At 62.2% G+C, this 21,917-nt stretch carries 19 protein-coding genes and 1 riboswitch; of the genes, 7 read left to right on the plus strand and 12 right to left on the minus strand.

From position 1 onward, the window contains the following. Positions 1-132: 132 nt before the first annotated feature. Positions 133-1,944 (minus strand): long-chain-acyl-CoA synthetase, encoded by a 1,812-nt coding sequence (locus AACH73_RS04080; protein WP_338735498.1) that lies wholly within the window; start codon positions 1,942-1,944, stop codon positions 133-135. A gap of 345 nt (positions 1,945-2,289) precedes the next feature. Further along, positions 2,290-2,793, minus strand: coding sequence for a hypothetical protein (locus AACH73_RS04085; RefSeq protein ID WP_272740494.1), 504 nt, complete (start codon positions 2,791-2,793; stop codon positions 2,290-2,292). Positions 2,794-3,462: 669 nt separating this feature from the next. Between AACH73_RS04085 and AACH73_RS04090 the strand changes: the two genes are divergently transcribed. Continuing rightward, positions 3,463-3,693: a CsbD family protein gene (locus AACH73_RS04090; protein WP_272740493.1), complete on the plus strand. Its 231-nt coding sequence runs from the start codon at positions 3,463-3,465 to the stop codon at positions 3,691-3,693. A 163-nt stretch (positions 3,694-3,856) separates the two neighbouring features. Here the strand turns inward: AACH73_RS04090 and AACH73_RS04095 are convergent, their stop codons facing one another. From AACH73_RS04095 to thiC, 5 genes are all read right to left on the minus strand, one after another. Then, complete coding sequence (locus tag AACH73_RS04095) at positions 3,857-4,873, minus strand: DUF4118 domain-containing protein (RefSeq protein ID WP_272740492.1); 1,017 nt, start codon at positions 4,871-4,873, stop codon at positions 3,857-3,859. 95 nt (positions 4,874-4,968) lie between these two features. Beyond that, positions 4,969-6,168 (minus strand): MFS transporter, encoded by a 1,200-nt coding sequence (locus AACH73_RS04100; RefSeq protein ID WP_338735499.1) that lies wholly within the window; start codon positions 6,166-6,168, stop codon positions 4,969-4,971. Positions 6,169-6,280: 112 nt separating this feature from the next. Beyond that, on the minus strand, positions 6,281-6,805 hold the full coding sequence (locus AACH73_RS04105) for a helix-turn-helix domain-containing protein (RefSeq protein ID WP_338735500.1): 525 nt from the start codon (positions 6,803-6,805) through the stop codon (positions 6,281-6,283). 31 nt (positions 6,806-6,836) lie between these two features. Next, on the minus strand, positions 6,837-7,820 hold the full coding sequence (locus AACH73_RS04110; RefSeq protein WP_272740489.1) for an SDR family oxidoreductase: 984 nt from the start codon (positions 7,818-7,820) through the stop codon (positions 6,837-6,839). Positions 7,821-8,265: 445 nt separating this feature from the next. Beyond that, a complete protein-coding gene (gene thiC, locus AACH73_RS04115; protein WP_272740488.1) occupies positions 8,266-10,119 on the minus strand; it encodes a phosphomethylpyrimidine synthase ThiC in 1,854 nt (617 codons plus the stop codon). Between the two features lie 102 nt (positions 10,120-10,221). Beyond that, positions 10,222-10,334: riboswitch (TPP riboswitch) on the minus strand. A gap of 138 nt (positions 10,335-10,472) precedes the next feature. Between thiC and AACH73_RS04120 the strand changes: the two genes are divergently transcribed. Further along, complete coding sequence (locus AACH73_RS04120; RefSeq protein ID WP_272740487.1) at positions 10,473-10,961, plus strand: hypothetical protein; 489 nt, start codon at positions 10,473-10,475, stop codon at positions 10,959-10,961. Positions 10,962-11,077: 116 nt separating this feature from the next. After that, the gene (locus AACH73_RS04125) at positions 11,078-11,914 is read left to right on the plus strand and encodes a TIGR00266 family protein (RefSeq protein WP_272740486.1); all 837 of its coding nucleotides are present in this window, start codon (positions 11,078-11,080) and stop codon (positions 11,912-11,914) included. A 185-nt stretch (positions 11,915-12,099) separates the two neighbouring features. Here the strand turns inward: AACH73_RS04125 and AACH73_RS04130 are convergent, their stop codons facing one another. Beyond that, positions 12,100-12,906 (minus strand): DUF3313 family protein, encoded by an 807-nt coding sequence (locus tag AACH73_RS04130; protein WP_338735501.1) that lies wholly within the window; start codon positions 12,904-12,906, stop codon positions 12,100-12,102. A gap of 132 nt (positions 12,907-13,038) precedes the next feature. On the opposite strand from AACH73_RS04130, the gene AACH73_RS04135 reads away from it, so the two are divergent. Further along, on the plus strand, positions 13,039-13,797 hold the full coding sequence (locus AACH73_RS04135) for a site-2 protease family protein (protein ID WP_338735502.1): 759 nt from the start codon (positions 13,039-13,041) through the stop codon (positions 13,795-13,797). A gap of 7 nt (positions 13,798-13,804) precedes the next feature. On the opposite strand, the gene AACH73_RS04140 is transcribed toward AACH73_RS04135, so the two are convergent. From AACH73_RS04140 to AACH73_RS04150, 3 genes are all read right to left on the minus strand, one after another. Then, the gene (locus tag AACH73_RS04140; protein ID WP_338735503.1) at positions 13,805-14,881 is read right to left on the minus strand and encodes a methyl-accepting chemotaxis protein; all 1,077 of its coding nucleotides are present in this window, start codon (positions 14,879-14,881) and stop codon (positions 13,805-13,807) included. A gap of 123 nt (positions 14,882-15,004) precedes the next feature. Next, positions 15,005-16,288 (minus strand): FAD-binding oxidoreductase, encoded by a 1,284-nt coding sequence (locus AACH73_RS04145; RefSeq protein ID WP_272740482.1) that lies wholly within the window; start codon positions 16,286-16,288, stop codon positions 15,005-15,007. Next, positions 16,288-17,688: a glutamine synthetase family protein gene (locus tag AACH73_RS04150; RefSeq protein WP_272740481.1), complete on the minus strand. Its 1,401-nt coding sequence runs from the start codon at positions 17,686-17,688 to the stop codon at positions 16,288-16,290. The genes AACH73_RS04145 and AACH73_RS04150 overlap by 1 nt, the downstream gene beginning before the upstream one ends. Positions 17,689-17,866: 178 nt before the next feature. On the opposite strand from AACH73_RS04150, the gene AACH73_RS04155 reads away from it, so the two are divergent. The 3 genes from AACH73_RS04155 to AACH73_RS04165 all read left to right on the plus strand — a co-directional run bounded on the left by AACH73_RS04155 (position 17,867) and on the right by AACH73_RS04165 (position 21,054). Next, positions 17,867-19,009 (plus strand): mechanosensitive ion channel domain-containing protein, encoded by a 1,143-nt coding sequence (locus AACH73_RS04155; RefSeq protein WP_272740480.1) that lies wholly within the window; start codon positions 17,867-17,869, stop codon positions 19,007-19,009. Then, entirely contained in the window at positions 18,999-19,760 is a 762-nt protein-coding gene (locus tag AACH73_RS04160; RefSeq protein ID WP_272740479.1) for an RNA methyltransferase, read from the plus strand. The genes AACH73_RS04155 and AACH73_RS04160 overlap by 11 nt, the downstream gene beginning before the upstream one ends. A gap of 79 nt (positions 19,761-19,839) precedes the next feature. Further along, positions 19,840-21,054, plus strand: a complete 1,215-nt coding sequence (locus AACH73_RS04165; RefSeq protein WP_338735506.1) for a glycoside hydrolase family 27 protein — start codon at positions 19,840-19,842, stop codon at positions 21,052-21,054. 23 nt (positions 21,055-21,077) lie between these two features. Here the strand turns inward: AACH73_RS04165 and AACH73_RS04170 are convergent, their stop codons facing one another. Then, positions 21,078-21,845 carry a YafY family protein gene (locus AACH73_RS04170; RefSeq protein WP_272740477.1) on the minus strand — a complete coding sequence of 256 codons (768 nt, stop codon included), beginning with the start codon at positions 21,843-21,845 and terminating at the stop codon, positions 21,078-21,080. Between the last annotated feature and the right edge of the window lie 72 nt (positions 21,846-21,917).

Consider the following 21,917-nt stretch of genomic DNA (forward strand, 5'->3'; position numbering starts at 1 on the left):
ATACCTGCGACGCGGTCTGCGCTGCGATACGCACGCATGGTCTCGTTTGGGACGCGTCTCAGGCCCCGGTCTTGTGTTTGCCGGGAGGCTAGACTTGATCCGGCGGGAGATCAAGGTCAGCCACACGGACATCTACATCCGGTACTGGCCGCTGTTAATCAGGTTCAGGCACTCTGCCGTCATCGGCTTATAGCCGCTGTCGTCGGTCTTCATCACATAAAGCGGGTCGCTTACCTTACCCGGATCGAAGCCGGCAACCACAAGGTCCATCTTCTTGTATTTGAAGGTGCCGGTGGTTTCGGCATTTTGCAGCAGGCGCACGAAGCGCGGCCGGGCATAGACGGGCAGGTGGCTGTTCACATGCTGCGCAAAGGCCTCGATCGAGAAGCCCTCGCCGGTGATCAGCGACACCATTCCGGCCTTGCCGTCATAGTGCGGGACGGGCACGCCATAGACGATGGCCTCATCGACGCCTTCGGCCCGGGCGCAACATTCGCTGACCTCTGAGGTCGAGACGTTCTCGCCTTTGAAGCGGAAGGTGTCGCCGATGCGGTCCACGAAGTAGATATAGCCGTCCTTGTCCATCTTCATCAGGTCGCCGGAACGGAACCAGGCGTCGCCCGTTTTGAAAACGTCGCGCATGACCTTTTTTTCCGACGCCGCCTTGTCGGCATAGCCGGTGTAGAAGTGGCGGGCATCGGTGCCGATGGCGCCGATGGCTTCGCCGACCTCGCCGGGCTTGCACTCGATGCACAGACCGTTCGCCCCGCGCACCGGCGTTTCGCTTTCGACATCGAACTGCACCAGACGGATATTGAAGGCGTTGCGCAAGTAGGCCGGCGCCCGGCCGATGGCGCCGGGCTGACCGTCAAAATTGAACAGCGACACATTGCCTTCGGTCGAACCGTAGAACTCTATGATCACCGGCACCTTGAAGCGCGACTTGAACTCGGTCCACACCTCCGGCCGCATGCCGTTGCCGAAGGCGACCTTCAGCCGGTGTTTGGTCTCATCGTCCGGATTGGCCGCCACCGGCGCGTTGACGAGGTAGCGGCACAGTTCCCCAATATAAACGATGTGGGTGCAGTTGAGGCTGCGCACATCAGGCCAGAAGGCCGAGGCCGAAAATTTGCGCTTGATGACCATCGAGCCGCCGTTGAGCAGAGCCGCGCCCACCCCGCACAGGCCGCCGGTCGAATGGTATAGCGGCAGGGCGTTATACAGGCGGTCTTCCTCGCTCATATGCGACACGCCGCGGAAGGCCTTCATATAGAGCTGGGCGCGGGCATGGGTGATCTTGGCCGCCTTGGGCAGGCCGGTCGTGCCCGAGGTATAGATGTACAGTGCCGCGTCGTGGGCCACCATGCCCTGCCGGATCTTGCGGTCCGGACGCACCGTGCTGACGCCTTTCAGCGCCTGCGTCAGCGAGTGGTGATGATCGGTCTCGTCGCTCTGCGCCAGATCGAGCACAAAGACCTCCTGACGGCGGGTCAGGCTGGCCTCAATCTCCGCGAAGGCGGGCAGGGTGGCCGGATCGACAATGCTCAGGCTGGCCGTTGAGATATTGATGCAGTGGGCCAGCCCTTGTCCGGTCAGGGCATTATTGATCAGCGCGGCAATGACGCCGATCTTGCTCAGCCCGTACCAGATGGGGATGTATTCCATCCGGTTGGGTAGGAAGACGGCCACTGTATCGCCGGGCTTCAGACCGCGCGATAACCCCCAGTTGGCCACGCGGTTGGCCATCACGTCCATTTCGGAATAGGTGAGGGTCTTGTCCTCGAACATCAGGGCGATGCGCGCGGCGTGGCGATCCACCGAGGCTTCGAGATCGTCGCAAACCAGCACAGGCGACTTGGAGTCCACCTCACGGATGTTTTGCAGCAGCCGCAACAGCCGCTTCAGAAAAATGAATTCGCGCCTGGCCCTGTCGATCAGGTTCATGGAACGTCTCCGGATACCCTGTGCCTCATGACGTCTATGGTGACGCCTTAAAATTCAGCATATCCCGGAATATCCGTTTCGCCAGCATAAAATTGACGTGAACGGAAAGTATTTTCCCTTACCGCAAGGGAAGGCGTTGTTATGTCAGTTCAGGTTTCAAGCGTGTCAATACGTTGATAAGCCAAGATTTTGACCCCGGATAAACACGGATGCGGCCTGCAAAACGGGCCGCGACACGAATGGTCTTCAAAAAATCATGTGCCTAAGCCAAGTTCATTTGTGCGACCGACGAAGACGGTCATCCGTGTCTATCCGGCGGTAATTCTGAACTTCAGCGGCCTGTCGTCATCGTTTCAGTACCATCACGGTTACATCGGCCGTCTTGTTGTCGATAAGCCGCACCTCATAGGTGCCCGGCTGAAGGTCAAAATCGACAATCTTACGGATGCCGGAACAATCCGGTCCGTGCCCGTGCTTGCTCGATTTCAGCGCTTTGCCGTCATTTACCACGTCGATCCACAGGCCAGCCCCGGCGGCAATGCCATAGGTGCCGGCCTCGGTTACGCTGAGGCTCAGTGTGCCGCTGAAAGTCGGGCCGGTCGGCGGCGTGGCACGGGCGCGTTTGTAGGTGACGCGGGTCGCCTCAAGCAGGGTTACCTTGACCGGCTTGCCTACGCTCAAAACCGGGGCATCGCTGGCCTCTGCCGTGGCCCTGACCGGGGTGGCGTGCCTCCAGTGGGTGAAAGGCCCGGTCAGTACCGGCTCCGACGGGCAGGCCGGTTGGGCTTCTTCGGCCCATACCGGAGCGGCGGTCAGCAGCAGGGCAGCGGAGACGAGCAGGGCGCGCATGGGATACCTTTGACAAAGCCATATTGCCGCTGAGTTTAATCCCGGAATTGCGGCGCAGGGAAGACGGGCGGAACTGATTTTAGGCAAGGCTAAGATTCCGGGGTCAGTTGACCCCGGACCCGGATGTGAGGCGGGGGAGGTTTTTGCCACCAAAAACACAAAAATCACGAACGGGAGCCTGTGGCAGGTCCGCGCCTGACCTATCAAATGCAGCGCAGTGCTACGCGAGATTTTTTAGAAACCACAGATCTCACAGATTATCCGTGTCTGCGTCGCGCAGGGGCGCGCAGTGCCAATCTGTGCCACCTGTGAAATCTGTGGTTCAAAGCCCTTCGGCGCACATCACCCATCATCCGTGATCCCCAGCAAGCTGGGGAGGCAGGATAGAGGTTTCGCGCTCCCTAAATCGGGTACAGGGGCTGTGCCCCTGTCCGCCGGAGGCTATTGGTGCAGTTGCCATGGGAAAGCCATATTAGCCACGAGGTTTGGAAACGGAATGTGGGGGGGCAAAAATACGCGGTGTCGAAGCTGGATGCGGAACTGGTGCGGCGCTTTAACGGGGGTATGGGTTAGCGTCCTGTCGGACTTTTGATAAGCCGGGCGGCATGGCGCGGCGAAACCTTAGATACGCCTTCGTAAACTCCGGACTTCAACGAAAGGAGTTACGACATGAACCGCAATCGTATCGAAGGTAGCTGGGAGCAGCTCAAGGGTCACGTTCAGAAAGCCTGGGGCAAGCTGACCAATGACGATCTCGATCAGATCGAAGGCGACCGCAAACTTCTGGCCGGTAAAATTCAGGAACGCTATGGCGTCGCTCAGGACGAGGCGGAGCTTCAGATCCGCCGCTGGAACGACGAAGACGACACGGTGGACTCGGTCATCCCCGAGCGTCGCTAGATCATTATGATCATAATGATCTAGCTTTTGTTTAGCCCCTCGCCGGGCGGTGGCTTGCGCCACCTTGGCCGGCGCCTCAATGGCGGCTTGAGAGGAATGATTGTATAAATCATTCCGCTGCTTTAGTTGAAAAGCCCTCCGAAGCGACTTCGGAGGGTTTTTTTCAGGCCACGCGGGCGAAGGTCAGGCAGGTCTTCAGGCCGCGGTCGCTGGTAAAGGCAACATCGCCTTTCAGCGTCCGGGCAAAGCTGTGCAATATCCGCATTCCTAAACTTTTGGAGGCCGACAGGTCGAAACCGCTGGGCAGGCCCGGACCGTCATCGCGGATCGACAACACAAAGACGTCGGGTTTCGTGTCATCAAGCCGGATGGTTACCGCACCGTGACCGCCGCTGAAGGCATGTTTCAGCGAATTGGTCAGCACCTCCACCACAAACAGCGACAGGGTCATCACCTGTTCGGCGGGCAGGGTGATGTCGGGGACCTCGACCTCCAGCCGGATGCGCCCGTCGCGGGTATGCAGCACGTCCTCGGCAATATCGCGCAGCAGGGTGCGCAGCGGCACATTGACATTATCGGGATCATACAGCTTGCGATGAATCCGCGACAGGGTTTCCAGACGCAGCCGGGCATCGATCAGGGCGTCGGTGGCTTCGCGGTTGGCTTCCAGTTTCTTGGATTGCAGGGTCAGCATACTAGCCACGAAGGCCAGATTATTGGCAATGCGGTGCTGAAGTTCGGCATAGAGCGTCTTCTGATGCACCAGCAAGGCGGCATTGGTGTTGCGCTCGTCCGATAGCCTGTCCTGAGCCCGCCGCATTCCGTGGATCACGGCAATATCGACGCCGGAGACGACGATAAAGAAGGCCAGTGCGACCAGTACCGGCGGGCTGAGATCGAAGCTGAAGGCCGGAGGAATAAAAAAGAACCAGGCGGCCAGAGTGCTCAGCAGCGCGCACAGGATGCCGGGCCACAGGCCGACCAGCCACGCGGTCAGCATGACCGCCGGGAAAAAGGTCAGGAAAGGAAAGCCGGGGGGCAGGGCCTGGTCGCTTATAAAGCGCAGGCCCAGAGCCACCGAAAAGAAGGCCACAGCTACGCCATAGCGAAACAGCGTCTGGTCCTCCCGTTGGCGGAACCAGCGTGTTGTCTTTTGGAAGAAGCCCTCGACCCTGTGCATGAGACCGTTATTCCGGCGGTTGTCGAAGGCGTCAAGCCACTTGTGAACGGTAGGCTCAGGCCCTCATGCGATTTTTATGTGTGTCAGGGGGCGTTTCAGACTCGATGGCTTAACTGGCCGCGACGGCTGAACTCAGCGGCGGTCATCAGGCCTAGCGCGGCCACAGAACCTATGGCCACCGCCGGGCCGAGCGCCGCCCAGCCCCAGTGCCCGGCAATAGCTGCGAGTAACGGCGGGCCGATCAGCGAACCGCCCGCCCCGAACTGCGTCAGCACGCCATTGGCGGCGGCAACGTTCAGGCCGGGGCTCATATGCGGCAGGCGGGCGAAGACGAGGCTGGAACCTATGCCAGATACAGCGTTGAGTGCGATAATCAGCCCCGCCAGCCACAGCGCATGACCGCCGATAAAGATCAGGCAGGCCAGAGCGGCGGGCACCAGCAGGCCTGCGCATAAGGCGATCCAGCGCGCCCGCTCCCCGCGGTGCAGGGCCTGCGCGGCGCCCCACGCCCCGCCTAAGGTGGCGGCGGAGGCGAGGCCGGTAACGGTGGCCGCGGCCGATGGCGACTGCCCCTGTTCGGTAAGGAACAGCGGGAACATGGCGATCAGGCCGACAAAGAGGGTGGTGTAGAAGCCAAACCCGGCGCACATCAGCCAGACGGGCAGGGGCGGCCATACGAGCCGGGTTTCGCTTTTCGTCTCGACCACCGGGGTGCGGACGGCAGCGAACAGGGCGCCCCCGGCCAGCAGCGCCCACACGACCAGCACGGGGCGCCAGCCGGTAAACAGCAGCAGAACGCCGCTCAGGCCCATGCCGATGGCAAAACCGGCCGGAACAAAGGTGCTCCACAGGGTGAGTGCCGCGCCCTGATCCTGCGGCCGCGCGACGGTGGCGATCAAGGACGGTGCGGCAATGACCACCATCAGATAGCCGGCGCTTTCGATCAGGCGGGCGGTAAACAGGGTCCACAGGCCGGGGATCAGCGCGCCGATCAGGCCGCCGGCGGTCAGTAACCCCATGCCGTACAACAGCGCCTTGCGACTGCCTAATCGCGCAATCAGCAAACCGGCGATGATGCCGAGGCTGGCCCCGCCGGTTTCGATCAGCGACACCAGCCAGCCGGCTTCGACGCGCGAGAGCTTAAGGTCGGCGGAGATGACCGGGCTTAGGGAGGCAAACTTGCCCAGAGCGGCGGCGGCCAGCACGCCGGTAAACCACAGGAGGAGGATGGGGCGCCAATGCGAGTCGATGCGGATCATGCCTGCGTCGATACGGGCGTGAGCGCGGGGGATCAACGCATATTTTATGCGGTCTTTTTCAGCTCAGACGCCGGCAGAAAGTGAAGATGGGGCTCCTCGCAAGCTCGGGCGGCCGGTCGGCCTTGCCAAGTCTCTTTGAGACTTGGAGCTATAGCGTCGTCACCAGCCGCGCCGCGCGTCCGTCCGACAGCAAAAGCCGTTCCCAGATCAGGCGGCTTTGGACGATGGGGATGATGGGGTGGTGATTGGGGCCGGTAGCGACCTCGATGCGGCTGAGGTGACCGTCGCGCCAGCCCAAACCCTCCAGAGCGGCTTCGGCGGCCAGAATCTCCGCCGAGGCATAGCGGATCAGGGACTTGCCCAGAAACGCACCCGGCTCAGCGCGCCACAGGCCTTCCCGCGACGGTGAAACCGCCAGCAGATCATGCGTGCGGTCGTCGATCAGATGCACGCTGAGCTGCGACGTTTCCACCAGCCGCTTGAGGATGGCGTCCTGCGCCGAGTCGGCCAGAAGCCGCTGCGCCCGCTGCCACTGATCATCCGGCAGGGCCAGAGCCCCGCTTTCCCAGCGCGACACCGTCGTCTGCGTTACGCCCATCAGCTCGGCCAGATGGCTTTGCTTGAGGCCTTTCAGCAGCCGCAGACGGCGAAGCGGGGAATGGGGGCGGGACATGGCCCGACTGTGGCAGGGGCGGGGGTCAAGATCAATAGCCGCCGATGACGGGCAAAACTTCGCCCGTAATGTAGCTGGAGCAGTGGTTCGACGCCAGAAACACATAGGCGGGGGCCAGTTCCTCCGGCTGGGCCGGGCGCTTCATCGGGGTTTGCGCGCCGAACTGTTCGACCTCTTTCGACGGCTTTTCCGCCGGGTTGAGCGGCGTCCAGACGGGGCCGGGGGCCACGGCATTGACGCGGATGCTTTTGGCGAGCAACTGCCCCGACAAGGCGCGCGTAAAGGCGTGGATGCCGCCCTTGCTCATCGAATAATCGACGATGGATTTTGAACCCTCTATGCCAGTGATCGAGCCGGAATTGACGATGGCCGCCCCGGCCTGCATGTGGCGCAGCGCCGCTTGGGTCATATAGACATAGCCGTAGAGATTGGTCTTCAGCGTGGTGTCGAGGTGTTGGGGGCTGAGCTTTTCAAATTGCATCTCGTGCATCTGAAACGCCGCATTATTGACCAGCACGTCCAGTTGGCCAAACGCTTCGACGGTGGCGTCCACCGCGGCGAAACAGAAGTCGCGATTGGTGACATCACCGCAAAACAGCAAGGCCTTGCGCCCTTCGGCCTCGATCAACGCCTTGGTTTTTTCCGCATCCTCGTGCTCATTAAGATAGACGATAGCGACGTCCGCCCCTTCGCGGGCAAACAGCACGGCTACGGCGCGCCCGATACCGGAATCGCCGCCGGTGATGATCGCCACCTTGTCCTTCAGCTTGTCCGAGCCCTTGTAATAGGGGGCGTCATACATCGGTTGCAGCTCAAGATCGGCTTCCTGACCCGGCTTGTCGAGAGTCTGATCGGGTAGGGGCGGCACGGGATAGGGCCGCGCCCCGGTCTGCGGCACGGCGTCTTCGTCCGGTGCGGTCTGTTCCTGACCCACGGCGTGCTGAAGGGCGCGGTGACGTTCGGCGGTCTTTTCGGCTTCGGCGGCGAAGTGCGTAAAGCGGTCATCGAGGGTCATGCGGTGCTCTTTCTTAAAGGCTGACCCCGCCCGCCCTTCCTATGCCCCGTCAGGGCGTCAAAAAGCGATGGCGCTTCGGTCAGCGAAGAGTCTGAAGCCGTAAAATCCGTCCCTGATGCTCCTTCCGCTGCGAGCCCCCCACCGTCCCGGCACCTGTCGGTGCCGGTCCACCTCCCCCAATAAACTGGGGGAGTAGGTTTAAGGCAAGTCCTTCCTCATACCTACTCCCCCGGCGTGTCTGATGCAGGTAACCCTCCCACAGCTACGACGCCTTCGGTACACCTACTCCCCCGGCGTGCCGGGGGAGGTGGCATCTGAGCGCAAGCGAAGATGACGGAGGGGGGCTCGGGCCGTATAAGAAAAGGGCGCAGATGCTGCCACCTGCGCCCGGTTATGGGGTTTGGGGCCAACCGGCCCCAAGACCTTTTTCTTTTCGTTGTTCGGATCACTCCGCCGGTTCGGCCGGGATATAGACCTCTGAGCCCATATCCTTGAACTTCTGAGACATTTCCGCCATACCCGTCGCCGCTTCGAGGTCCGCCTTTTCGTTGTCGGTCATGTTGGCGGCGTAGTCGCGGACCTCTTGCGTGATCTTCATCGAGCAGAATTTCGGCCCGCACATCGAGCAGAAGTGCGCCGTCTTGTGCGCCTCTTTCGGCAGGGTCTCGTCGTGGAAGGCGCGGGCCGTATCCGGGTCGAGGCCCAGATTGAACTGATCCTCCCAGCGGAAGTCGAAACGCGCGCGGCTGAGGGCATCGTCCCAGGCGCGGGCGGCGGGGTGGCCCTTGGCGAGGTCGGCGGCGTGGGCGGCGATCTTATAGGTGATGACACCCGTTTTCACGTCGTTGCGGTCGGGCAGGCCCAGATGCTCCTTCGGTGTGACGTAGCACAGCATGGCCGTGCCGAACCAGCCGATCATGGCCGCCCCGATGCCGGAGGTGATGTGATCGTAACCCGGCGCGATGTCGGTGGTTAGTGGCCCAAGCGTATAGAAGGGCGCTTCGCCGCAGGTGGCCAGCTGCTTGTCCATATTGGCCTTGATCTTGTGCATCGGCACGTGGCCGGGGCCTTCGATCATCACCTGACAGCCCTTGGCCCACGCCACCTTGGTCAGTTCGCCCAACGTCTCCAGCTCGGCGAACTGTGCGCGGTCATTGGCGTCGGCGATCGAGCCGGGACGCAAGCCGTCACCCAGTGAGAAGGTGACATCGTACTCGCGCATGATGTCACAGATTTCCTCAAAGTGGGTGTAGAGGAAGTTTTCCTTATGGTGGGCCAGACACCACTTGGCCATGATCGAGCCGCCGCGCGACACGATGCCGGTGACGCGATTGGCCGTCAGGTGGACATAGGCAAGGCGCACGCCCGCATGGATGGTGAAATAGTCCACGCCCTGCTGCGCCTGCTCGATCAGGGTGTCGCGATAGACTTCCCAGGTCAGGTCTTCGGCGACACCGTTGACCTTTTCCAGCGCCTGATAGATGGGCACGGTGCCGATAGGGTTGGGCGAATTGCGCAGGATCCATTCGCGGATATTGTGGATGTTGCGGCCGGTCGAAAGGTCCATGACGTTGTCGGCGCCCCAGCGGATCGCCCACACCATCTTGTCCACCTCTTCCTCCATCGAGGAGGTGACGGCGGAATTGCCGATATTGGCGTTGATCTTCACCAGAAAGTTGCGGCCAATGATCATCGGCTCGACTTCGGCGTGGTTGATATTGGCCGGGATGACGGCGCGGCCGCGGGCCACTTCGTCACGGACAAATTCCGGCGTGATGAAGTCGGGGATGGAGGCCCCGAAGTCTTCGCCATCGCGGATGACTTCGGCGTCCTGCTTGCGGCGGATGTTTTCGCGGATAGCGATATATTCCATCTCGGCGGTGATGATGCCGGCGCGGGCGTATTCGAGCTGCGTCACCTTATGGCCGGGCTTGCCGCGCATCACCTTGGGCAGGTTGGGGAATTCCGGCGCCAGACGCTCGGCCGAGACATTGCCATTGTCTTCCGGCTTGACCTTGCGGCCCTCGATAAATTCGACGTCGCCGCGATCGAGTACCAGCTTTTCGCGCACGCGCGGCAGGCCCTTGTCGATCTGAGGCACAAAGCCTTCCTCGGTGTAGGGACCTGTCGAATCGTACAGGCTGACCGGCGGCTCATTGGCCTCTTTTTGCAGGGCGACTTCGCGGAACGGCACGCGCAGGTCGGGGAAGAGAACGCCGGGTTCATAGACCTTTTTCGAGCCGGGGAAGGGCGAGGCTTCGACCTTGATCGGCTGTAAGTCCTTGATAGGCTTGTTCATTTGATAATCCCTTTCTGAGCCTGTGGTGTGCAGGCGTGTCAATAAAGGGATCATGCGCGTCAGGTGTCTGGCCAGATGGCGGGTTGTCAGCGGAACGCGGACGCCAGAGGCTTACTCACTCCCTTCGCCGGCATGACCCGGATCAGGTTCGGCGGGTTTACGGACGCTGGTCCGATTCTCAGCCCGCTTGCGCGCGGACACCCCGGTGAACGATGCCCGGAATTTAGAGGAACGGGCGCAGGGGAGCAAGGGGGAATGTCACATAGCTGAGAGCCTTACCCTCTTTACCCATTGGTAAACTTCCGGGCGCAAACTTATCCACAGGGGCAGCTTAACGCCCGGAGGAAATGACGATGCCCGCAGGTGAACCTCTGCGTACCGTATCGGAGCAGGAACTGCATATGAAGGTCGGCGCCTATGACGAATTGCGCCACCCCCACGGATATGTTTATGCCAAAGAACGCCATCATTGGTACTGGTTCGCCGGTATAGCGGCGTCGCTGGCTCTGGTGGGGGCCGTCTTCTGGGGCTATGCGCTGTACGAGCGCGGGGCGGCCCCGGTCTGTAGCTCCAGCTTTGTGGACCGGACCATCTCCCCCAGCGGTGGTCGTGTGGCCGAGGTGCGGCAGGTGTCCTGCCTTGGCGGTCAGCCCGATCTGCGTCTGGTGGTGCATAATTCGGGCGATAGCGCCGAAGCGCCCGCCGTGTCGGCCTTTGAAGCCGGGACCGAAGTGAAGCTGCGCTGGACGTCGGACGGCGAACTGGCTGTCGTCAAGCAGGGCGGGCGGGTGTGGTTCTTCAAAACCCACTGGAAAGACGTGCGCGTACATCTGGCGCAGTAGGTGTGGAATCGGTTGCGTTGGGGATGCGGCGCTACCTGTCCGATTTTTAACGAAAACCGGTCTTCCTTTTGCGCCCGCGCACGCTACATCTTCTGGGTCAGTCACAGGAGATACCCATGTTTGGCAATGCGTCCGTTCCCACCACCCACCATCGTCAGGCCGGGGTGGCCGACGACATCGACTTCGAGATCAAGGGCGAAGAATTGCAATTCGTCGAGATCGAACTCGATCCCGGCGAAAGCGCTATCGCTGAAGCCGGCGGCATGGTGTGGAAGGATGCCAGCGTCGGCATGACCACGGTGTTTGGCGACGGATCGGGTCAGCAGAAGGGCTTTATGGGCGCGCTGCTGGGTGCGGGCAAGCGCCTGATTTCCGGTGAAAGCCTGTTCACCACCGTCTTCACCCACAATGGCCACGGCAAGGCGCGGGTGGCGTTTTCCGCCCCGGTGCCTGGCTCTATCATCCCTATCAAGTTGTCGGACGTCGGCGGTCGCCTGATCTGTCAGAAGGACTCGTTTCTGGCGGCGGCCAAGGGCGTGTCACTGGGCATCGCTTTTCAGCGCAAGGTGATGACCGGCCTGTTTGGTGGCGAAGGCTTCATCATGCAGAAGCTGGAAGGCGATGGCTGGGTCTTTGTGCAGTTTGGCGGCGCGGTCATTGAACGCACGCTGGCCCCCGGTGAGCAGCTTCATATCGACACGGGCTGCGTGGCGGCCTTTACCGATACGGTCGATTTCGACCTGGTGCAGGCGGGCGGCGTCAAGTCGATGCTGTTCGGCGGCGAAGGCGTCTTCTTTGCGCAACTGACCGGGCCGGGCAAGGTGTGGATACAGTCGCTGCCCTTCTCACGTTTGGCCGGTCGCGTGCTGGCGGCCGCGCAGGGCGGTGGTCAGAACCGCGGTGAAGGCTCGGTACTGGGCGGCCTTGGCGACCTGATCGGTGGCAATAACTAGCCTGGTGATGATTTAAGATTTAACGCGGCTTCTCCTCCCTACGAAGTGGGGAGGTGGCAGCGAGCGAAGCGAAGCTGACGGAGGGGGATAAACCCGTGTAAAGATACCCCTCCGCCTCGTAAACTCGGCACCTCGCCATAAAATGGGGAGGAGGAAGAACGCTCAGGTTAATTCCTCATCACAGCCTAATCCTTCTGAGCCTCCGGCGTCGTGCCGGGGGCTTTTTCAGGCGTCTTCTGCGGGCGCGTGGCCGGAACATACAGGCCGGTCACACGGTCGATAATAAAGCCCGTTTCGTTGATCCGCCCGCCATAGGCCGCGCAAGGGTCGGTTGCCGACGTATAGCTGCGGCTGGGCGGCAAGGGCTCCGGCGACATGACGCGCGCCGCATCGTCACCGAACGGTTCGGCAAATTGCAGCGCGTCACCCAGCCGCGACAGGGACGGGGAGTCGGTGCCCAGAGCCTGCGCCTGACGCGCCCAGACGATAGCGGCGACCTGACGGTCCTTGACCGTCATTTCCGCCTCGGCCCCCAGACCACCCAGTGTCCCCGGCAGGCGAACGCCCAAGGGGCCCGGAATGAAGAAGTTGGCGACAGCGGCCGCACCTGAGCCGGCCGTGCCGGTCGGCTCAAACCACGTCACCGCCGAATGGACCTCGGCATCGCTTTGTGCGCGGTCACTGACCATCACATAACGCTCGGCCAGTTCGAAACAGAGCTGCGCTTCGACCTCGGTCAGCACCAGCGTCTTTTCATTGTCTTCCAGCGTGTAGCGCGTGGTTTTGCCGGTCGCCAAGCGGGTGGGGTGCAGATAGACGCGCTTCACCTGATTGAGCGCCGCCGTATCGCGGTATTCGCGCGTTGTGGTCCGCCCGCTCTTGCCCGGCGTCAGTTGTTCGGTCGAAGACAGGCTGGAGACATGGCCATCCGGCGCGCTGGCGCAGGCGGTCAGGCTGAGGGCGAGGGCCGTAAAGGTGAGGGCGAGCCGCATGTCTTTTTCCTGTGTTTTCAATTTGGTTTATACGCGCACGGATCGCCCCCGGATTGCAATGGGAATCCGCTGACGTGTGCCCGTCGTCCGCAGCCAATTGCGCTGAAACGATGTGTCTGCCATTAAGCCACCATGGAACTTGAAAATCGCACGGCCACACCGCTCAACTTTATCGTCTTACTGGCCCTTTTTGCCGCCAGCGGGCTGGTCCTGTGGATGCGGCCGGAGGTCGCGGGACTGGCCACCTTCGGCTTTGTGCTGCTGGGCTGGATCATCGGTCTGTGCCTGCATGAGTTCGGCCACGCCGCGACGGCTGCGGCCTTTGGCGACTATTCGGTTAAGGCACGCGGCTATCTGACGCTTGATCCGCTGGTCTATATCAACGGCCCCAACAGTATCGTCCTGCCGGTACTGATCCTGGTGCTGGGCGGTATTGCCCTGCCGGGGGCGGCGGTGCTGACCCGGCCCGACCTGATCCGGCACCGCTGGCAGTCGTCTCTGATCTCGCTGGCCGGTCCGGTGATGAGCCTGATCTGCGCCCTCATCAGCTACGGCGCGGCGCAGGTGGCCTTCGCGCAGGCGGCACCGGAGGTCTTCGCACAGGCCCTGATCCTGCTGACCTTTTTCAACCTGATGGCCTTCGTGCTCAACCTGCTGCCCGTTCCGGGCTTTGACGGTTTTGGTGTGATCACGCCGCTGCTGCCCCAGCCGCTGCGTGACATGGCCGAGCGACTGGAGCGCCTGCCGTGGATCAGCCTGCTGGCCGTGCTGGCGATCTTCTTCTTCGGCTTTCCGTTGATCCACGCCCTCATGGCCGTAGTGGCCGGGACGCTGGGGCTCGATCTGAGCGCAGTGTCGCCCGCCTTTGCGCGTTTCCGCTTCTGGAGCTGAGCGCGACCTAAGCCTCCTGAATAATCACTCCGTACCAGCCCAGCCCGGCATAGGTTTCGTAGCCGGGCGTGCGGTGAAAGGCCACCAGTCGCTCGCTAGAGTCCAGGGCGTGGCCGGAGGCGCGGCCTTGTGTATCGAGCCTGACCCGTTCGCTGAGTGTGCCCCGGCCATCCGAAGCGGCGATGATCAGACCCTGCGCATCCGTCAGCAGGACGCGTGTGCGGCGTTTCTCCGCCTCGCTCAGGCGCACGCCCTTGACGATGGTTTCCGCCTGTGGCTGCCAGTCGAAATGCACGCCTAGAATGCCGATCAGTTCGCCGTCTGCCTGACCACCCACGCGCACGCCGGTGGCGTAAGACGCGACCTGCGCCCCCTTCAGCAAGGGTTCGGTGGTGATGTCGGCGACGGCGAAATCATCACCGCTGTGCAGGCTCAGCGCTTTCTGGAACCAGTCGCGCGAGGCAACGTTCTGACCCGCCGCATGGAAACGGTCCGGGCGACCATTGGCCAGAATGTTACCCTTCAGATCGCACAGCCACAGGTCGATATAGACGGTGTAGGCGTCAAGAATGACCCCCAGACGCGACGAAGCGTAATGACAGCTATCCTTTGTCGGGTTGGAGGCCGCCTCCCACACGGCGGAGTCGGTGGCCCACCAGCGCACATCGCAGGTGCGCTCATAGAGGTTGCGGTCGATCAGCTCGATGGCATTGAGCGCCAGATCGGTCAGGCGCGCCCCCTGCGCCTGCCGCGCCATATCACGTGTCAGCTTTTCCAGCGCCTCGATCTCACCGCCCAGTTCGGAGGCCAGTGACGAAGACAGGCCCTCGACCTGGGTGGAGATGTTGCGTACCTCATCGGCGACGACGCCGAAACCCGCGCCCATCTCACCGGCACGGCGCGCCTCGATGAGGGCATTGAGCGCCAGAATCCGCAGGGTGCTGGTCACCTGACGAATGTCGCGCACCTTATGCTGGGTCAGGTCGCGCGCCCGCGCCGTGCGTTCGATAATGTCATTGACCGAAACCGCTTCGCCCGCGTCGTGCGCAGGGGCGGACGTGCTGGCGGTTGAAAATGCGTCCACGAATCACCCTTGTCTTCAGTGCGGACAAAAGAAAACAAGGGTTTGGGAATGGTTTCAAGGTCAACCATCGCAAATTGTATATAATCTACGGCCAAAAATGATGTTTTGGGCAGGGGTACGTCCTTACAGCCTGTCCCTTAAGGCGTACCAGCTTAAGCCTGCAATCATGGCGGGCGTGCGCAGGCACTTTCCGCCGGGAAAGGGCGGCGTGCGCAACTGCATCAAAAGCTCCGCCTCACGCGCGTCACCCGTCACGGCGCGCGCCAGCAGCGTCCCGAAGTAGGGGGCCAGAACCACCCCCTGACCGCTGTAACCCGCGCTGACCCAGACGTGGGGTGACAACTGGCGCACATAGGGGGAGCGGCTCAGCGTGATAGCGAGAGTGCCGCCCCAGCCGTGGGTGATCTCGATGTCCGCCAGTTGCGGATAGACCTTCAGCATGTTGCGGCGGACAAAGGCGCGGATATCCTTGGGGAACCACGGCGTATAGTTTTCGCCGCCACCAAACAGCAGGCGGTTGTCCGGCGTCTTGCGCCAGTAATTGACTACGAAACGCGAATCCGCCGCGGCGTAGTTGCTGCGCAGGATCAGATCGTCGGGCAGGGGGGCGGTGGTCAGGATGAAATTATTGATGGGCAGCACGTGCGCGTCGATATCGGCATCGAGCCCCGGCATATAGCCATTGCCGCAGATAAGCAGCTTGCGCGCCCGCAGCCGTCCGTTGTTGAGGGTCAGCGTCACGCCGTCCGCCGTCGTCTCATAGCGTTTGACGCGGCTGTGCTCATAAAGGCGGGCCCCCGCCGACATGGCAGCTTTCGCCAGCCCCTGCGCCAGTTTCAGCGGGTGCAGATGCCCGCCGCCCGCGTCAAACGTGCCGCCATGATAGACCTCGGTGCCCAGTTCGGCGGCGACCTCAACCTTATCCATGAACCGTACCTGATCATAGCCGTAGCGGCGCGACACGAAGTCGGCATAGGCGCGGTCTTCGTCGGCAAAGCGCGGGCGGTGCCAGGCGTGTATCAGGCCGGGGCGCAGGTCGCAGTCGATCGCGTGCGTGGCAATCAACTCTTTCAGGTGCGCCTTGGCGGTTTCGGCCATGTCCCACAGTTCGCGCGCCGCATCGGCCCCCAGTTGGCTTTCGAGCGTTTGCGGATCGACGCGCTGACCGGTGTGCAGTTGCCCGCCATTGCGTCCGGACGCGCCTGAGCCGATCTCCGCGGCTTCCAGCAGGGTCACGGAGACGCCTTTGCGGGCCAGTTCCAGCGCCGCGCCTGAGCCCGTATAGCCGCCGCCGATAATCGCCACATCCGTATCGGCCTCACCGGCAAAGGCAGGCCGGTTCAGCCGGCCCGCCGTATCGGCGTACCAGCAGCCTTCGGGGTGTCCGGTGTTGCGAGCGGTTGCCATCACACATTCAGCAGCAGGAACTCACGCTCCCACGGGCTGATGGTGCGCATGAAGGTCTCATATTCATGGTGCTTGACGCGGGCATAGGCGGTCACAAAGGCCGGGCCCAAAATGGCGTTCAGCGCCTCCGAGCGCTCCAGCTTGATCACCGACTGAATCAGCGAATAGGGCAGTTCGGCCGACGGGTCGTTCGACACGTCTGTATCGACCGGCGCGGAGGGTTTCAGGCCTTCGACCATGCCCAGATAGCCGCAGGCCAGCACCGCCGCTATGGCCAGATAAGGGTTGGCATCCGACGAGGGCAGGCGGTTTTCCAGACGGCGATTGTCGGCGTCCGACGGCGGCACGCGCAGGCCGGCCGTGCGGTTATCGAAGCCCCAGTGCGTATTGACCGGGGCGCCGGAGCCCTTGGACAGGCGGCGGTAGGAGTTGACATAGGGCGCCAGCAGCGACACGGCGGCGGGCATATAGGTCTGCTGACCGGCGATGAAGCTGAAGAAAAGGTCGGTCGGCTCACCGGTTTTGGGGTCAGAAAACAGGTTGCGCCCGCTGCCGTCCACGATCGACTGGTGGATGTGCATGGCCGAGCCCGGCTCCATGGCCATCGGCTTGGCCATGAAGGTGGCGTAGATGTCGTGCTCCAGCGCTGTTTCCTTGATGGTGCGCTTGAACATAAAGACCTGATCGGCCAGCTCCAGCGGATCGCCGTGGCGCAGGTTGATCTCCATTTGCGCCACGCCCGATTCGTGGATCAGGGTGTCGATCTCTAACCCTTGCGCCTCGGAATATTCGTACATGTCCTCGAACAGGCCGTCGAATTCATTGACCGCCGAGATGGAATAGCCCTGACGCCCGGTTTCCGGGCGGCCTGAGCGGCCCACCGGCGGTTTCAGCGCATAGTCCGGGTCGATATTCTTTTCGACGAGGTAGAATTCCAGTTCCGGCGCGATGACCGGCTTCCAGCCCTTTTCGTGATAGAGGCTAATGACGCGACGCAGCACCTGACGCGGGCTTTCCTCGACCGGTCGGCCATCAGGATGGAAGGCGTCGTGGATGATCTGCGCCGTCGGATCGGTCGCCCACGGCACCGCGGCCAAGGTGCGAAAATCCGGGCGCAGGAAGATGTCGGTATCCGACTGCACCGTGCCGACAATGCCCTCCAGATCGGGGAAGTCACCGGTAATGGTCTGATAGAAGATCGACAGGGGCAGGTTCATCGCCGCCGTGGTCAGGAATTTGCGCACCGGCATGATCTTGCCGCGCGCCACCCCGGCCAGGTCGGGGACCATGCACTCGATCTCTTCGATATTCTGCTCGGCCAGCCAGCCGGCGGCTTCGGAGACGTCGGCGGCCCCGCGCTTGGAAAAGCCGGTTTGCGGACGTTTGGACTTCGATTTCATGGGTCACCTGTGGAATGAGGCCCTGACGGCAGAGACTGGCGAATGGATTTTTGATCCGGGCCCCGGTTGGGTGCGATCATGATGGCGCGGGTCGCGCGGTTTTGGCAACCCTCCATCCGGTCGTGCCCAAATTGTGATCACAATTTCGGGCGTTTGTCGAGCCTCAGAGGATGACCCTATGCGCTTTGATATCCGGGAAGCCTTCACGGGCCTGCCCATATGGGTCGGGGTGGTCAGTGTGGCGCTTGCCGCCTGTGTCGCGGCGCTGGCCGTTGCCTTCGTGATCATGGGGGTGGCGCGCTGGCGGGCCAGACGGCATCTGAAGGCGCTCTATCGCTTTGACGTCAACCGGCTGAAAAAGCCGCTCTACACGGTGTGGCCTTTGCTGGCGGCGGCGATTTCCGTGCGCGTGGTCTGGCCGGACGTGGTGCACGTTGAAGCCTTTGTAACGCTCACCAAATTCCTGACCATCCTGCTCATCTACTGGCTGGCCCTGTGCGGCATCGACATCGTCACGGCCAGCGTGTCGCGGCGCTACGACATCACGGTGAAGGACAATCTCAAGGCGCGGCGCGTCCATACGCAGATCACTCTGGCGCGGCGGCTGGCGACCTTTCTGCTGGTCCTGCTGACGCTGGCGGCCATCTTCCTGCTGTTCGATGAGTTGCGTGGTCTGGGTGTCAGTCTTCTCGCCTCGGCCGGGGTGGCGGGTATCGTCATCGGCTTTGCGGCGCAGAAGACACTGGGCAATCTGCTGGCTGGCATCCAGATCGCCCTGACCCAGCCCATCCGGCTGGAAGACGCTGTGGTGGTCGAAAACGAGTGGGGCTGGATCGAGGAAATCACCCTGACCTATGTGGTGGTGCGCCTGTGGGACCTGCGGCGGCTGGTCCTGCCCATCAGCTATTTCATCGAAAAACCGTTTCAGAACTGGACGCGCACCTCGGCCAGCCTGATCGGCACGGTGGAGCTTTATACCGACTACAGCGTGCCGGTGGAGGCCTTGCGCGCACACCTTACGGACCTTCTGGCGCGCACCGACCTGTGGGACGGGCAGGTGCAGGTGGTGCAACTGACCGAGGCCCATCCGCAGGTGGTCAAGATCCGCATTCTGGTCAGCGCGGCCGATTCTCCGACCGCCTTCGACCTGCGCTGCTATGTGCGCGAAAACATGATCGCCTTCCTCAACACCCACTACCCCGAAGCCCTGCCCAAAACGCGGGCGCGGATCGAAGAGGGTGGCGCGACGCCGGATAAGGTCTTAAAGCCCGATATCCGCCATCCCGCCGACTCTGCCGCGCCTGTGACCCATGCTGTTTGAGATAACCGACCCCGACGACCCCCGCCTTGAGCTGTATCGTGATGTGAAGGACCGTGATCTGACGGGTCGGCAGGGCCTGTTTATGGCCGAGGGCAAGGTGGTGTTGGAGCGTCTGTTCACCTCGCCGGTGGCCGAAACGGTCAGTGTCCTGACGACGCCGGAGCGACTGGGTGGTCTGGCGTCCTTGCCCGACGCGCCGGTCTATATGGTGCCGCAAGGGGTAATGGATCAGGTGGCGGGCTTTCCCATCCATCGCGGCTATCTGGCGCTGGGGCGCTATGCCCCGAAACAATCGCTCGCCGAGCGGGTCAGTGGCACTACGGCGCGCGTTCTGGCCCTGCACGGCATCGCCAATACCGACAATATGGGCGGGCTGATGCGCAACGCGGCGGCCTTTGGCGTCGATGGGGTGCTGCTCGATACCACCTGCTGCGATCCCCTGTACCGCAAGGCGATCCGCGTCAGCGTCGGCGGCGCGCTGGAGGTGCCGCATTATCGCACGGACGATATGGTGGGCACGCTGACGGGGCTGGGCCTGACGGCCTATGCCCTAAGCCCGTCCGGGGCCGTGACTTTGGAAGAGGTTACGCCCGCGCCGCGTACCGCCGTGCTGTTCGGGGCCGAAGGGCCGGGCCTGCCGGCGGCGCTTATGGCGGCGTGTCAGACCGTGCGCATCGACATGCACGGCGGCTTCGACAGCCTCAATGTGGCCACCACCAGCGGCATCGTCCTGTATCGTTTTCGCCTGTGATGTGGTATTGTCACACAAAAGCGCTTGATTAAATAAAATTGATATATTTAATGGTCAAAAACAATAGAGGGAGCTGAAAATGAAAACGACCGCCTGGTTGCTGGCCGCTGGCCTGAGTGTGGGGCTGTGTATGGGGGGCGGTGTGGTCACCGCACAGGCGCACGAGACTCTGAAGCTGGAGGCCCCCAAGCCCAATCTGCTGCCCGCCCCGCCGATGGGGTGGAATTCCTGGAACAAATACGCCTGCAATATCACTGAGGACGTCGTGCGCAAGCAGGCCGATGCCATGGCGGCGTCGGGCCTCAAGGACGCGGGCTATCAGTATATCGTCATCGACGATTGCTGGCAGAAAAGCCGCGATGCCGACGGCAATATTCAGGTCGATCTGGAGCGCTTTCCGTCTGGCATGAAGGCCCTGATCGACTATGTCCATAGCAAGGGGCTGAAGTTCGGCCTCTATTCCGACGCGGGTTCGCTGACCTGCGGCGGTCGTCCGGGTAGTGCCGGGCATGAGTTTCAGGACGCCCGCCAATACGCCCGATGGGGCGTCGATTATCTGAAATACGACTGGTGCTACACGGGCACGCGCGATGCCGAAGCGGCCTATACGATCATGGCCAAGGCGCTGCGTGAATCCGGGCGCGATATCGTCCTGTCGATCTGCGAGTGGGGCGACAACTATCCGCAGCGCTGGGCCGCGCCCATCGGCCATCTGTGGCGCACCACCGGCGACATCTATGACGCCTGGGAGGGGAAGAAGGGCTATTCGATCGGCATGGTCAACATCCTCGACAAGCAGGTGGACCTGTGGCGCTATTCCGGCCCGAACCGCTGGAACGATCCCGACATGCTCGAAGTCGGCAATGGCGGCATGACGAGTACCGAATACGAGTCGCATTTCTCGCTGTGGGCCATGCTGGCCGCGCCGCTGATCGCCGGTAACGACCTGTCCGCTATGGACGCCGACACGCTGCGCATCCTGACCAATAAAGACGTCATCGCTATCGATCAGGACCCGCTGGGGCAGCAGGCCAAGCGCATCTGTAAAGAGGGCGACCTCGAAATCTGGGCGCGTCCGCTGAAAGGCGGCGATCAGGCGGTGGTGCTGTTTAACCGCGGGGCCGCGCCAGCGGAGATGAGCGTCACCTGGGAACAGCTCAACCTGCCGGCCGGTCTGAAGGTTCAGGTCAAGGACCTGTGGTCCAAAAAGGTCACGAAGAACGTCAAGGCACGCTTTGGCGGCACCGTGGCGTCGCACGGCGTGATCATGGTGCGGCTGACACCGATGGTTTGATCACGCGTTTGTGAATAACGGGTTCAGGCGGTTTCGCCCTCGGTTTCATCGGACATGCTGCCAAAACCTGTCACCATGTTGCGATTGGACTGTTCCGGCATCATCACCTCGCCCTCGCGCAGCGTGTCGCGCCACGCCTTAAGCAACGCGGCGCGGCGGCGCGGGAAGGGGATGTCGAGCGGCTTCCAGCTCAGTATGCGTTCGGTGCGGAAGTGCCGAAAGGCCTGCTTCAGTTCGCACCACACCACCAGTATGCGCAGGTGGTCGAAGAAGCCGAGCGCTATGGGCCAGACGGTGCGTTCGCTGACCGTGCCCTTCAGGTCAATATAGCTCATATACACACAGCGTTCCGAACGGATGGCCGTTCGGATCAGGGCCGGGTCGATATGGGCTTCGGGCACGGCCAGACCGCGCCCGACCAGCAGGCCGCGCTGCGTAAGGTCGTCACGCATGGCGGCGGGCAGGTGCGAGCTTAAGGCCTGAATCAGGCTTTGCGCCGCTTCGCCGAGACGCGGTTCGGCGCGATCGGCGACCCACAAGGCCCCGGTGATCAGGGCTTCGATCTCTTCCGGCGACAGCATCAGCGGCGGCAGGCGATAGGCCGGTTTCAGTACATAGCCGATGCCCGGCGCGCCTTCGATAGGAGCCCCTTGTGCCTGCAAGGCGGTGATGTCGCGGTACAGCGTGCGTAGCGACGTCCCCAGCCGAGCGGACAGGGCGCGTCCGCTGATGGGGGCGCTGTGTTCGCGCAAGGCTTCGAGCAGGGCGGCGTGACGATCGGCGGTCTTCATGCGGCGAGTGTAACATACTGCCAAAAAATTGCAGCATGTATCGGTGAACGGGTGATATTTCAGTCCCGAAAA

Source organism: Asticcacaulis sp. DW145 (assembly GCF_037101385.1).
GTDB lineage: Bacteria > Pseudomonadota > Alphaproteobacteria > Caulobacterales > Caulobacteraceae > Asticcacaulis > Asticcacaulis currens.

Bases quoted from the DNA above. Each gene is read 5' to 3' on its own strand.
- AACH73_RS04080 (WP_338735498.1), bottom strand. From the start codon at position 1,944: ATGAACCTGATCGACAGGGCCAGGCGCGAATTCATTTTTCTGAAGCGG.
- AACH73_RS04085 (WP_272740494.1), bottom strand. From the start codon at position 2,793: ATGCGCGCCCTGCTCGTCTCCGCTGCCCTGCTGCTGACCGCCGCTCCG.
- AACH73_RS04090 (WP_272740493.1), top strand. From the start codon at position 3,463: ATGAACCGCAATCGTATCGAAGGTAGCTGGGAGCAGCTCAAGGGTCAC.
- AACH73_RS04095 (WP_272740492.1), bottom strand. From the start codon at position 4,873: ATGCACAGGGTCGAGGGCTTCTTCCAAAAGACAACACGCTGGTTCCGC.
- AACH73_RS04105 (WP_338735500.1), bottom strand. From the start codon at position 6,805: ATGTCCCGCCCCCATTCCCCGCTTCGCCGTCTGCGGCTGCTGAAAGGC.
- AACH73_RS04110 (WP_272740489.1), bottom strand. From the start codon at position 7,820: ATGACCCTCGATGACCGCTTTACGCACTTCGCCGCCGAAGCCGAAAAG.
- thiC (WP_272740488.1), bottom strand. From the start codon at position 10,119: ATGAACAAGCCTATCAAGGACTTACAGCCGATCAAGGTCGAAGCCTCG.
- AACH73_RS04120 (WP_272740487.1), top strand. From the start codon at position 10,473: ATGCCCGCAGGTGAACCTCTGCGTACCGTATCGGAGCAGGAACTGCAT.
- AACH73_RS04125 (WP_272740486.1), top strand. From the start codon at position 11,078: ATGTTTGGCAATGCGTCCGTTCCCACCACCCACCATCGTCAGGCCGGG.
- AACH73_RS04130 (WP_338735501.1), bottom strand. From the start codon at position 12,906: ATGCGGCTCGCCCTCACCTTTACGGCCCTCGCCCTCAGCCTGACCGCC.
- AACH73_RS04135 (WP_338735502.1), top strand. From the start codon at position 13,039: ATGGAACTTGAAAATCGCACGGCCACACCGCTCAACTTTATCGTCTTA.
- AACH73_RS04145 (WP_272740482.1), bottom strand. From the start codon at position 16,288: ATGGCAACCGCTCGCAACACCGGACACCCCGAAGGCTGCTGGTACGCC.
- AACH73_RS04150 (WP_272740481.1), bottom strand. From the start codon at position 17,688: ATGAAATCGAAGTCCAAACGTCCGCAAACCGGCTTTTCCAAGCGCGGG.
- AACH73_RS04155 (WP_272740480.1), top strand. From the start codon at position 17,867: ATGCGCTTTGATATCCGGGAAGCCTTCACGGGCCTGCCCATATGGGTC.
- AACH73_RS04160 (WP_272740479.1), top strand. From the start codon at position 18,999: ATGCTGTTTGAGATAACCGACCCCGACGACCCCCGCCTTGAGCTGTAT.
- AACH73_RS04165 (WP_338735506.1), top strand. From the start codon at position 19,840: ATGAAAACGACCGCCTGGTTGCTGGCCGCTGGCCTGAGTGTGGGGCTG.
- AACH73_RS04170 (WP_272740477.1), bottom strand. From the start codon at position 21,845: ATGAAGACCGCCGATCGTCACGCCGCCCTGCTCGAAGCCTTGCGCGAA.